Origin of the sequence: Limnothrix sp. FACHB-881, assembly GCF_014698135.1 — a bacterium.
In the GTDB taxonomy this organism is placed as follows: Bacteria; Cyanobacteriota; Cyanobacteriia; order CACIAM-69d; family CACIAM-69d; genus CACIAM-69d.
Genome location: NZ_JACJSN010000015.1, coordinates 40,217 through 52,861 on the forward strand (window position 1 = coordinate 40,217; position 12,645 = coordinate 52,861).

9 protein-coding genes and 1 tRNA gene are annotated in these 12,645 nt (G+C 56.4%); 6 read left to right on the forward strand and 4 right to left on the reverse strand.

Translation table 11 applies throughout. The annotated features are described in order from the left end of the window. The first annotated feature begins 418 nt into the window (after positions 1-418). The 6 genes from upp to H6G52_RS19135 all read left to right on the forward strand — a co-directional run bounded on the left by upp (position 419) and on the right by H6G52_RS19135 (position 7,812). Positions 419-1,072, forward strand: a complete 654-nt coding sequence (upp, locus tag H6G52_RS13645; RefSeq protein ID WP_099535149.1) for a uracil phosphoribosyltransferase — start codon at positions 419-421, stop codon at positions 1,070-1,072. A gap of 214 nt (positions 1,073-1,286) precedes the next feature. Next, entirely contained in the window at positions 1,287-1,643 is a 357-nt protein-coding gene (locus tag H6G52_RS13650; RefSeq protein WP_190354001.1) for a hypothetical protein, read from the forward strand. A 228-nt stretch (positions 1,644-1,871) separates the two neighbouring features. Then, positions 1,872-1,945 (forward strand) — tRNA-Pro (locus H6G52_RS13655). Positions 1,946-2,191: 246 nt separating this feature from the next. After that, entirely contained in the window at positions 2,192-3,145 is a 954-nt protein-coding gene (folP, locus tag H6G52_RS13660) for a dihydropteroate synthase (RefSeq protein WP_190529031.1), read from the forward strand. Positions 3,146-3,204: 59 nt separating this feature from the next. Next, positions 3,205-5,316 (forward strand): pentapeptide repeat-containing protein, encoded by a 2,112-nt coding sequence (locus tag H6G52_RS13665; protein WP_370567710.1) that lies wholly within the window; start codon positions 3,205-3,207, stop codon positions 5,314-5,316. 240 nt (positions 5,317-5,556) lie between these two features. Continuing rightward, positions 5,557-7,812 (forward strand): Piwi domain-containing protein, encoded by a 2,256-nt coding sequence (locus H6G52_RS19135; protein WP_190529035.1) that lies wholly within the window; start codon positions 5,557-5,559, stop codon positions 7,810-7,812. A 204-nt stretch (positions 7,813-8,016) separates the two neighbouring features. On the opposite strand, the gene H6G52_RS13675 is transcribed toward H6G52_RS19135, so the two are convergent. From H6G52_RS13675 to H6G52_RS13690, 4 genes are all read right to left on the reverse strand, one after another. Next, positions 8,017-8,565 carry a Uma2 family endonuclease gene (locus tag H6G52_RS13675; RefSeq protein ID WP_190529037.1) on the reverse strand — a complete coding sequence of 183 codons (549 nt, stop codon included), beginning with the start codon at positions 8,563-8,565 and terminating at the stop codon, positions 8,017-8,019. A 284-nt stretch (positions 8,566-8,849) separates the two neighbouring features. Then, positions 8,850-9,152: a 30S ribosomal protein S14 gene (rpsN, locus tag H6G52_RS13680; protein WP_099531687.1), complete on the reverse strand. Its 303-nt coding sequence runs from the start codon at positions 9,150-9,152 to the stop codon at positions 8,850-8,852. 133 nt (positions 9,153-9,285) lie between these two features. Then, positions 9,286-12,042 (reverse strand): glycosyltransferase family 39 protein, encoded by a 2,757-nt coding sequence (locus H6G52_RS13685; RefSeq protein ID WP_190529039.1) that lies wholly within the window; start codon positions 12,040-12,042, stop codon positions 9,286-9,288. Positions 12,043-12,203: 161 nt separating this feature from the next. Next, complete coding sequence (locus H6G52_RS13690; RefSeq protein WP_099531689.1) at positions 12,204-12,425, reverse strand: hypothetical protein; 222 nt, start codon at positions 12,423-12,425, stop codon at positions 12,204-12,206. Between the last annotated feature and the right edge of the window lie 220 nt (positions 12,426-12,645).

Below are 12,645 nucleotides of genomic sequence, written 5' to 3' on the forward strand. Positions count from 1 at the left end.
GGTCTCGGTCTTAACCGGAAAATAACCAAAAAAAAGGACTAATCCGCAATTGCAGACTAGCCCCACCCGCCGTTTACTAGAGAGAAGAACACGCTCAATACAATAGCGGCTACTAGGAATCTTTGTCAACTCTCTTGCAAGAGATTCTCATTAGAATTCTTTTCTGACCCCATGCATCCCCCGATCGCCCCGCAATCGCCCCACCACCGATCCTTGCTGGGTGTTGCTTGTATCGATCTCGTATCGATCTCGCGCAATCCAACCAGTACCCGGCAAGCCCGTCCCAACAACCGGGTAAAATCAACCTGAATCTGCCCGTCATCCTAAAATTTCCAGTCGCCGAATTGCGGCCCTTGGCCGTTGTCGGCAGCTTCAGGCCGGGTTGATGGCTCCTTAAACCTTTCCCTTCGCTCTTCCCATGCCGTTGCAACTTCGCGTTTACGTGCCACCCCATGCCCTCATTCAGCATTGGCTGGGTGTGGTGCGCGATGCCCAAACGCCGCCGACTTTGTTTCGCAGTGCGCTGACGGAGTTGGGGCGTTGGCTGGCCTATGAAGCGGTGCGCGAATGGTTGCCCACGGAAACGGCAGAGGTGGAAACGCCTTTGGGAACTTGTCCGGCAACGTTTATTTCGCCCGCCACTCCGATGGCTGTGGTGCCAATTTTGCGAGCAGGGTTGGCGTTGATGGAAGGGATTTTGCCAGTAGTGCCCTTGGCCAGTGTTTATCACTTGGGTTTGGTGCGCAATGAAGAAACCCTGGAGCCATCCTGCTATCTCAATCGGTTACCGGCCCAGTTTCCGGCGGAGGCGCGGGTGCTGATCTCAGAGCCGATGTTGGCAACGGGTGGGTCGATCGAGGCGGCCATGAAGGAATTGACCCAACGGGGCCTCACGCCGGAGCAAATTCGGATTATTTCGATCGTGGCGGCTCCTCCGGCCTTGCAACGTCTGAATCAGCAATTCCCAGGCTTGGTGATTTACACGGCGGCGATCGATGAGTCCGTGAATGATCACGGTTGGATCGTGCCTGGGTTGGGCGATGCGGGCGATCGCGCCTTTGGAACCTTCTAGAGTGGTTTTCTTAGGGGGTTTTTCAGGGGTTTTTCAGGGGTTTTCGTCGCTTCAGCATCGGTCTCTGCCGTGTCTCATCGATCGCCTTGATTAGTTTGATAGGTCTGATCAACCTGCCGATCGCGATGAAGGCCATTCCCCGGATCATTATTTCCAGCATTACTTTCTGAGTACAAGTCTGAGCACAAGCAACATTCTCAACGCAGGACGAGTTATGGCAAATCGAGAGGGTTTTGGTAGTGGATTTTTTTGGGGGGCCCTGTTGGGGGGCGCTGTGGGAGGCCTGGTGGGGGCTGCCCTGGCCTCGCGCAACTCCGATGAGGGACTGGAAGAGCTGACGGAAAAGGGCGATCGGGAAGGGGCCGAGCTGCCGCCGCGTCCCCGCCGTCGCCCCCGGTTGGCCGCCAGCGAAAGCAGTGAAGCCCGCATGGAAACGGCGCGCCAAGGCCTGGAGGACAAGATTGCCCAGTTGAATGACGCGATCGACGATGTGCGCCGTCAATTGGGTAGCCGGAATGGTCGTCCGGGCCCAGATGCAAGGGACAAGCCCCTCAAGCCCGAAGAGTCCTAGGGCCTGTCGTCCAATCGCCTGGAACTCTGATTCCACCGTTGGCAGATCGGAGGGGACAAGATGCTCAAGCCCCCTGTTACGACGATTGGGGCCTGGGCAATTCATCATTTCTGAGAACGCGCTGGCCCGGGCTGGCCAGCTCGATCGACCGCCTTGGCCACTTTGGGCACAGAAATTTAACCAGGGCCCTTGGCAAATCAAATAAACATGCTATAGTAACTGGGCTATCGGGGCGTAGCGCAGCTTGGTAGCGCACCACTTTGGGGTAGTGGGGGTCGTGGGTTCGAATCCCGCCGCTCCGATTTGCAAACAGTTTCCATGAAAACTCTTCAGCATGAACTGTTTTGCGAAAGTCCGAAAACCCCGATCTGAGAGCCATTCCACTCCCAGATGACTAACAGTCCACAAGGTAAAAGGTAGCGATCTTCGCTGCCTTTTTTGTTGGGCAGTTGATGTTGGGTTGCGGTCAAGGTTGAGCATGTTTTGACCGGGTGGATATGGGCCGGGCGGATTCCGGCTTGATGATTTTTTGACCCATTCGGTTGGTTATGGATGTGCCCTTGTCTTCCTGTGCTTTGACCCCTTGGATTTTGCGCGATCGCCCTTGGACTTGGGGCGATCGCACCTATTTGATGGGGGTGCTGAATGTCACGCCCGACAGTTTTAGCGATGGGGGGCAGTTTGACCAACTGGAAACGGCGATCGCCCAGGCCCACCAACTGGCGGCTGACGGGGCCGATTGGTTAGACATTGGCGGAGAATCGACGCGCCCCGATGCCCAGCCGGTTTCTGCCCAGGAAGAGATCGATCGGGTTGTGCCGGTAATTGCGGCCCTGCGGCGGGGGTGGCGGGACTTTGCGCCGTTGGATTTACCCATTTCGATCGACACAACCAAAGCGATCGTGGCCCGCGCGGCGATCGAGGCGGGAGCCGATGTGGTGAATGATGTGTCTGGGGGCTTGTATGACCCGGAACTGCTGCCCACGGTGGCAACCTTGGGTATGCCGGTGATTTTGATGCATTTGCGTGGCACACCCCAAACCATGCAGCAGCTTACGGATTACAGTGATTTTGCGGGTCAGGGTGGGTTGGGTGAGTTGCCTGATCAACACTTGCCCGATGTGGTGATTGCCGTGCGATCGAGCTTGGCGGAACGGGTGGCGGCGGCGATCGAGGCGGGGATTCCGGCGGCCCAAATTGCGATCGATCCGGGCATTGGCTTTGCCAAAACCGCTGAACAAAACCTTGCCCTCCTGCGGCATTTGCCCAGCTTGCGATCGCTCGGTCACCCCCTTTTGGTGGGCCCCTCCCGCAAGAGCTTCATTGGCAAAATTCTGGAGCAACCGGATCCGAAGCAGCGGGTTTGGGGAACCGGGGCGGCCTGTGCGGCCTGTGTGGCTGGCGGGGCCGACTGGGTGCGGGTGCATGATATTCAGCAAATGCGCGACGTGGTACGAGTGGCAGACGCGATATGGCGTGGGTGGCAATTGGGCGAGGGATAGGATTTCAGCAATGGTTTAACCGCTGGCGGATCTGGGGGGTTGGGATCTGCTGGGTTTTGGTGATCGGGTGTGGGTGGCTGTGGGCAGCCAGTCCTGCGCAGGCGGCTTCGGTTGATCGCCCGGCCTTGACCCTGGAGGTTTTGCGCGATCGCCTGGAACATCCCCAACTGTTGGATGGCAAGCCCGCGATCGACCTCAGCCAGAGTGCGATCGACCTGCGCAGCGACAATGGCAACTTTCGGGAAGCCTTTTATCAACAGGTCGCCAGCAAGTTGCAACAGGAACGCCTGGGCCTCGACTTGCGCGGATCCAGCATCCAGGGCGATTTGGATTTGGCTCGGTTGGGCCTGCGTGCGCCGCTCTATGGCAAGGCCCTGTCGCCCTTGCTGACCCCCACGGAACAGGAACAACTGGGGCGCGATCGACTGCGACTCTTGCACCTCAGCCGATTGTCCCGATCGCTGTTGCTCGATGAAGGTAGCCCCCTGGATTGGCAAATTTCCGTCTTTCGCGGCCCGATCGTCCTTGAAGGTCTGCAAATTAGTGGTTCACTGCGCCTAGCCAACACCTATTTTTTGGAACCGGTGGAAGCCAGGGGCTTGAGCTTGGGCGGAGCCTTGGTGGGTTCCCTCAGCCGCTTCAGCCAAGGGGCCCGCTTTTCCGGTTTAGTGGCCCAAAGTGCCCAGTTTCGGAACAGCCTATTCACGGGCGAAGCGCGGTTCGATGGGGCTAAATTTGCCGGAAATGCTAGCTTTCAGTCCAGCACCTTTGAGCGGGGAGCCAATTTTTATCGATCGCAATTTCAGGCGATCGCCAACTTCAGCAAAAGCCATTGGAATGGCAGCGCCGACCTCACCCAAGCCGACTGGCAAGGCGAAGTGCGGTTTGATGGGGCCAGTTTTGCCAGTTCCTTTTATGCGATCGACAGCCTATTCCACGGCGAAAGCTCCTTTCGGAATGCGCGGTTTGCCAAACCCCTGAACCTGCGCGGGGCCACCATTCTGGACGAAGCCGACTTCACCAGCGCCAGCTTTGCCCCCGGAGCCTATATCAACGTGTCCGGGCTGGACTTTGACAGCGACCAAGCAAAACTAATTGGCTCCCCCGGGGAAATTGGGCGCATTTTGTCAGTACCGGTTTTGCAGGGCAATGAAACGGTTTTGCGAACCCTGGTGCGGAACTTTCGGCGGGTGGAACAGATTGCTGATGCCAACCAAGTGGATTACACCCTGTTTAAATTGCGGCTCAAGACCCTGCAACAGCGGCTCACGGGGGTGAACCTGAACGCGGCCAAGCCAGCGGTGTTGGTGTCGATCGGGTTTTCGCCCACCCAAGCCCAGGCGATCGCCCAAGCCCGCGATCGGCAACCCCTGCGCACCGTGGCGGAAATGCTGTCGATCGAGGGCGTTGACCTGGCAACCTATGTGAAAGTGCGCGATCGGGTCACGGCCGATCGCACCAGCACCCCCCTCTCCTGGGGCACGATCGCCCTGCAATGGCTGGGAACCAACCTGTTGATTTTGCTGAGTCGGGCTGGCACCAGCGCCGGCCTCGTGTTGGGGGTAGGGTTGGTGGCTATGACCTTTTTCGCCCTTTGGTTTTGGTTGGTCGATCGGCTTCGCAAGTTGCGCCCCCAACCGATCGTGCCCACCTGGCCCGAAACCCTCTGGATGGGCGGCAGCGCCGGACTGTTGTTCAGCCTGGGTTTAGCAACCATTTTCCAAACCAGCGATCGACCTTGGTGGACGCTGGCCAGCATTGCCATCTCGATCGGCCCCGTCCCGATCGCCCTGCTGATCAAGCTCTATTGGCGCGGCCGGTTCCATGACCTGATGGATGTGAGCTACTTTGTGGAAAATGGTGAAATTCGGCAAGTGCAACTCCCGATCGCCCGTTTACCTCTCATGCCGCGCTATCACTTCTTTCGGGAACGATTCATGCCTCTCCTTTGGAACCGGCGTTGGGCCTGGCTGAATTATTACGACCTCAGCGCCATCAATCTTTTTCGGATTGGGTTTAGCGATGTGCGGATGCGAGATGAGCATTTACCCGCCGAAATTTCACTGGTAGTTTGGTATCAATGGACTTTGGGCTTAATGTATATTGGTCTGCTTTTGTGGACGCTCTCCCGAACTATTCCGGGTCTGAACTTACTCATTTATTTTGGCTAGTTTATATCGATGAACCTTGAATGACTTTGGCTGATTCTTGTTGATTAGATTAGATGAATATCTAGGCTAATTGAATTGGATTAATTGAATTTTATTGATGACGACTTAATGGCGACTTGATGGCGATCGGGGGCGTGGGGTTGCATTGTTTCATCATGACCTTTGAATGAATCTCAAGGTGCTTTAAAACAAAATGCTTTAAGTGATATAATTCATGCGTTCATTATAGCCGCTTCAATTGTGGATATTCGAGAACTCAGCTTTCAATCGCGCAAGCCCCTTGGCGCTGTACCTGCCCGGCGCGATCGACTGCGAATCATCGGCAGTGCCACCCCGATCGAGACCCTCTACTCCCTCGCAAGATTCTGCAAATTTCGGCTCAATCAGTGGGTGACCAACGATCAGTCCAGCCTCGCCCTGATTTCCGAAGACCGGGGACAGGCCGCGAACTTATTAGCCTGTTTGCGGCAGTTTTGCGAAACCTCCTCAGAACCTTTGGAAATTGAGATCCTCAAGAGCGAGGCGATCGATCTGAGCGAACCCAGATATCAGAACTGGCTGTTTCAACTCTGTAATTATCGGTTGTGCAGCATTTTCAAAACCATTAATCTCCATAGCGCCAAGAAAGTTCAAGAAACTCGCAAACGAATTTATTCCAACGAACCGCCGATGCAAATTCGGGATCCCCAAGGCCGAATCATTGCCGAAGCGAGACGATATCTAACCTTTGATTTTTGGCAAAATTCGACGAGATTTCTCTTCCTAACCTTGCACTTTCGGAATGAATACCAATCCATTGGCACAATCGACCAATTCGATTGGCAGCAGTTTCCGCCCAAACAGCGCCTGATTCATACTTACGATGGCAAAAGTTGCCAATTTCTGGGTGTTGCACCGATCACCATTGGTCAACCCCTCGCAGAATTAGGCAACCAAAGCCTATTGGACTATCACCGCGATCGGCAAAATCTGGCCCCAGAATTGGCCGCACAACTGGATCCCAATCAACCCGCCGTTGCAGTGGGCTATCCGCCTCGCTACCAACCACTTCATCATCTACCGCAACTATTAAAACGAATCTATGCCCGTGAAGATTTACCCAGTAAATCGCTGAATCATTGCATTTTGCCACTGGCTAAGCGTCAGGAATTGATGCAAAGAACCATCGACCTTTTAAACAAACGAGAATTTATTTGTGGTGATCGAATTGAATTTGATCCCAGCCCTTGGCAGCCCGATCGCCTCACTCAATTGACCGCTGGTTCCATGGCCAGAAACCTATCCTTTGGAGCAGATCCACAACAGCCCGATCGACCAATCCTCGTAGACGAAGCTTGGCGTGGTTGGAAGCAACGTGCCCTTCACCAAAAACCAGCAGAAATTCGGACGCAAGTGCTGTATCCCCAAGCCTGGGAAGCAGAGGTGAAAAAGTATATGTCAGCCTTAAAAAGTCGGTTCCAAGAATTTGGAATTACACTCACGAGGGCTGGCGATCTACGTCCCTACGATCCGCAAAATTCCCTCTCCCTACGTCAGGTTTGCCAGAACTTGCCCGTGAATGCTGATGACCTAATTTTTGCTTTTGTCCCCAACGGAGCAGACCCAATTTACAACGCCCAAGTTAACCCCTACTTCACCTTAAAAAGAATCCTCAATCAACAGAGTTACTGTTCGCAAATGGTGACGCGCGAAACCATGCGCCAAATCAACAATGATGGGCGCGATCAAAACGTGGTGTTCGGCATTTTGGCAAAACTGGGTTACGCTCCCTGGCAGTTGCACCAAGTGCCGGGAACTGCCCAAGCTTTTGTGGGGCTAGATTTGGGCCGCAAAGAGGAACGGACAATCGGGGCTTCTGCCTTTGTGGTCAACCGCCAAGGCCAGGCGATCGGCTGGTCAAGCGCCTCCATGCAGCGGGGCGAAACCTTCAGCGAAACCAGCCTGCGCAATATTTTGCTCGACTTATTTGGTGCATTCACTGAGCAAAGCGGTGAACCCCTGCGCCACGTGGTAATTCATCGCGATGGAACCGTCAAAAACAGCGAATTAGCTACCCTGCAAGCCCTAGAAGCCGAATTGCGACCCCATGGGTTGGAGCAATTGGAGGTGGTGGAAGTGGTGAAGGATGTGTTGGCGCGGGCGGCGGTGCGGGCGATCGACCCCAACACCAACCAAGAACAGTGGCAAAACCCCGATCGAGGTTGGGCTTGGGTTCACAACGATCATGAGGCGATCGTCCTCACAACCGGTGCTAAACAGGCCAAAGTTGCCCCCAACGCCAGTCCCCAGCCCCTTTTGGTGCGTCGCCGCCATGGCCAAACGGACATCCTGACGATCGCCGCCCAAATCTATTGGCTCAGCGAAATGCACATCGGCAGCACCCAAGTGATTCGCCTGCCGATTACCACTTACTACGCCGATCGAATTGCCGAAGTTGCCCTCAAGGATTGCCTTCCAGCCGATGTGCGCTGCGAACGCCGCCTCTATTTTGTTTAGAGGATGTTTAAAAAGTATTCTTTGGCACGAGCAAGCGCCAATAGTCATGGAAGGGGCTTAAGCCCCTTGTTTAAGTCGATCACTGGGGTGTACAGAGTAGCAATTTTGGCTTTTCAGACATCTTCTTTAGGTTTGTTTTTCGTTTAGGTTTGTTTAGGGAATATCAACCCATTCAAAGTCATTGGGGACTGACCTAAACTAACGTTAATCCAAGCCTCGATAGAGTTGCTCAAGGGGGAAGGTTAAATTAATACTTTGAAGCGTAATTCGATCCCCTGTTCCATAGATCACCGCTGTCCAAGTGTTGTCCGGTTGGCGGCGGCGGCATTCCACCCAGCGCTGATCCTGATCAATGAGAACGTATTCCTCTAGGTCTGGGATTTGCCGATAATCCTCGAACTTTTGACCCAGATCAAAGACTCGCGTGCTTTGGGATAGGACTTCGACGATCAATTTTGGGTGGCGTTTGATGTAGCGGTCGGCGCGATCGCGGGGATCGCAGGTCACGAAGGCATCGGGGTAATAGTAAAACTCATCTTTGTAGTTGACCTTGACCTCGTTGTAAACACGGCACGGCGTATTTTCTAGATGACGGTCAATCAGACCCAGTAGCTTGATTGCAATCTGTGAGTGGGCATCGCTGCCGCCTGCCATCGCGTAGACGAGGCCGCGACGGTATTCGTGGCGGGTGGGACTATCGCGATCGATGATTAGGTATTCGTCAGGGTTGATGTAGTTTGGAATGGCGATCATGGCAGCCTATAGAGTCGTTGTGGTGTTCGGCGTGGGCGATCGGGTGATGCTTGAAAGTATTTGGCCGGCAGTGGCGATCGGGGATTTATACCGAGGAAAAAATATTTGAAATTGGCGATCGCAGTCTTAATTAAAGGCTGATGCTATTTTGATTCTGACTGATCAAAAACCAAAAGCACGTCGATCGGGTGGATCGGCGTGCTTTTGTGAAAACGGGATGGACTTCGGCAAGAAGCCCCAAAACGGTGCGGTAATGGTACTGCTGATGCTGGCCAGTTCGTTGCTTACCAGCTCGACTTGACCACACCGGGCAGCAAGCCTTGGTGAGCCATTTCGCGCAGAGCATTCCGGCACAGACCAAAATCGCGGTAGTAGCCACGGGGACGGCCAGTTAACCAGCAGCGGTTTTGGTGGCGGTTCCGGGCGCTGTTGCGGGGCAGGCGCTGAATTTGGCGATGCAGGGCCAGCTTTTCCATCGGATCCTGGGCGGATTCAAACTGCGCCTTCAGATCGGCACGCTTGGCGGCATATTTAGCAATCAGGCGATCGCGCTTCTTTTCGCGCTCGACCATGGACTTTTTAGCCATTGCGGTGTTTCTGCTTGTTGACTAAGGGTTGGACTGTCGAAACTCGACAGGGGCTAATGCTTGAGACCGCTGGACTGCACAGCCCTAAACAGATGCTGGGTCTTGGCGGCAAAAAAGGGTATAAGCAAGCATCCTATTGTACGGCAAGGCGACCGATCGCGATCAACGGGTCATGATCAACAGGTTGTGATCTACTGATGGGCGGGATTAACCCGATCGGGGGGTGGTGGCTTTGGGTGGCGGCCGGCTCCAGGGACTGACCGATTCGCAACTCCGCGATCGCCCGGCCCAGTTCCCAGCGTTGGGCATGGGCCACGGCTTTTAGGTAGTGGAATTCGGGCACTCGGGGAGCCAAGGCTAAGGCTTGTTGGATGGCGGGCCAGGCGGCATCGGTTTGAAATTCATAAAGCCGCACCACGGCCAAGTAGGCCTGAGCCCAAGGGTTGCGTGGTTCCGCTTGGGTGATTTGCTCGAAGGTGGCGATCGCGCCGCTGGTGTTTTGATCCAACACTTGGGCCAAGCCGAGGGCATAGCGCCAACCGAGCCGATCGGGCTGTTGACTGAGGCGATAACGGAGGGTCAGTTCCGCTTGGGCCACGTAGGTTTGATTGGGATTGTATTGGTTAATCCGGCCAATGGTGTTGAACACGGATTCCAAGCCCGATCGCCCCGATCTCAATTGCAATCCCAGCAGCCGCAGTTGGGCCACGCCGTCCAGTTCGGGAGCCGGTTGGGCCGGGGCGGCCGGGTCAATCACCACGGTGGCTTCTGTGGGAATCGCGATCGGCTGGGCCCGATCGCCCAATTGGGGATCGTTGGGCAACAAACTCGCCCAAAGACGATACCGACCGGGGGCCAAGTCCGGCGGTAAGACCATCGCCGATCGATCCCAAACCTCCCAGGCCTGGCCGGCGGACGGGGGAAGAGGGGTCATTAATCGGCCGCGACCAATGGCCCGATCGTCAATCCAACCGGTGCGACCCGCCGGGCGATCGGGTGTGGGTTCCCGCTGCCAGGTCAACAGGGCCAAGCCCCCTTGCAGTTGGGCCGCCGGGCCCTGCCAACGGTAGGTGACCGGCGCAACTTGGCCCGGGGGCAGCCGCTTCGGCAGTTGGGCCATGAGCTTCAAGGGAGCCGGATTGGCCAAGGGGGTGACCGTCACCGATGGGGATCGCCGCTGCCAAAGTTGCCATTCGGAATCCGCCGCCACGGGCCAATGTTCCACCAACTGCAACTCGGAACTTTGGCGCAGGGTTTGGCTGGTGGCCGCTTGGGCTTCTCGTCGTCGTCGGCCGCGCATCGATCCCTGGTCACCAGTTTTCAGCAAATACCAATCGAGCGATCGGGCATCTTGGGCCACGGCCTGCGGATCAGTGCCCACCTGCCGGCCATAAACCTGAAAATTTCGGGCGGCTCCAAAGAAATTGAGGTTGTGTTGATTCAGTTCGGCGGTGGAGGGCAACACACCCACGGTGGATTGCAAATGGGGCGCGCGATCGATCACGGCCTGCACCACTTGGGCATGGGGCAAGGCGGGCCCCCATTGCACCACCCGCATCGGCCCGGGAACCAAGGGAGCCACCCCGGCGGCCGTGGGCGGCAACCAACTGAGCACCGACAGCAACACCGTCAGCCCCAACAGGCTCCACCGCACCCGCGCTCCCCAAACCAGCCAGCCTCGGGCCAAGACGATCGCCCCCACGGGCCAATAGGGCAAAACGTAGCGCCAGTCTTTGTTCACCAGCAAGGAACACAACAGATAGGCTCCGAGCCAAAAGCCCAACGTCCAGAGCCACCCCCGGCGATCGTCCTTGGGGACTGGTGAACTGGGCCAGGGCCGATCGGGCCAGGCCAGTTGTTGTTGATATTTCAGAAAGGCCAAACAGCCCCCCGCGATCGCCAGGCCCAGCAGGGGCCAAGACAGATGTTGCGGAAAAAGCTTCAGGTAATAAATCCAAGCATCAAGGGTGTTGAGGGCCGGGTCACCCTCCACGATCGCGGAATCCACCGTGGCCCGCTTGCCGCCACTGAGCACAAAGAGCCAATTCGCCTGATACCAAGGAGCCGCTACGATCCAAGCGATCCCCAGGGCCAACAGGCCTTGGGTGACCCGTTCCCAGCGCGATCGCCAGAGGGCAACGGCCAGCAATCCCGCCCAGGGCAACCCCAGGAAGAAAACCACCGGTTGCTTGGTCAGCAGCCCAGCTCCCAACAACAGCCCCAGCCCGATCGCCCACAGCCAATGGGCCAAACGTCCGCGCCAGGGGCCAAATCGGCCCCCCGTTGCCCAAAACACCAGGGCCGCAAAGGCCGCCGTTACCACGGTCACCAAGGGGAATTCGGTGAGATAGTCCAGCCGCACGCGCCACAGACCGGGCATCACACTACACAGCAGGGCGGCCCACCAGCCCGTGGTGCGATCGAACAATCGCCGCCCGATCGCATAAACCGACCCCAGCAACAGCAGCGAACAGGCGGAATTCAACGCCGTCGCAGCATCGGCCGTGGGGCCAAACAGCCATAAAAACGGCACGGTGATGATTGCCACCAGGGGCGGCACTTTGGGGGAGAGTCGCCAAAAATCCACCCACCAGGAACCAGACAACCACTGGGGATCCCGCAGGGCATCGGCATAGGTCAGGGCCGCCGTCAGATATTCCGCTTGATCCCAGGCGGGGGCTGATTGGTCGATCGCGAACCAAGCCCGATCGACCAGCAACACCAACAGCCACAGACCCAGCAGCTTGGCCCAATCGGTCTGCCACCAACCCTGCCACCAGCTTTGCCAATGGTCTGGATTGAGCCAGTGGTGAAACCTGTGAATTCTGAACCCGTGAACCTTGAACCCGCTGCCTAGTTGGCCGGCGCGATCGCCCAAATCTTGACCCATGCTCAAAATGCTCTCCCAAAACCAAAGGCAGGGGATGATCAGCCGATCCCCTGCCCCCATCGGCGGGCCCAACGCAGTACCCGATGGACTTTCTCTGTCCCATGTTCGATCGTCGTTGGTTGACCCGCCACTTCCGTTCTCAGTTTTATATCCGTGCTCGATTACCCTTCCGGCATCGGATTATATTCATCACTTGGCTCAGTGGCCCCGATCGCCCCTTGATCTTGGTTAATGCAACCTCCCCGATCGGCTACAAATTTACAAACTCGGCTCCAGAGACGCGCCCTCGTGCCTGGGCTGCCATAGGAAAACAGCACTCGATCACCCAGCGGATTCATTTCAATCCGCACACCGCAAGTCGAGCAAGTCTGCACATTAGCCATAGGGGATCTCCTCGCGCCAAAATCTGGCATAGGGCGGCACTCGTGAACCGATCCCCAAGGCAATTGTCGGGGATCGGCACAAGTTCCATACACCATAGCGCGCCAATTTAATTTGGCAATTGGCCCAGGCAAATCACTCGATTCGGGGAACCTAGACTCTATTTGGCAATTGGCCCAGGCAAATCAGCCGATTCGGGGAACACAGCAGCAACGACTTCAG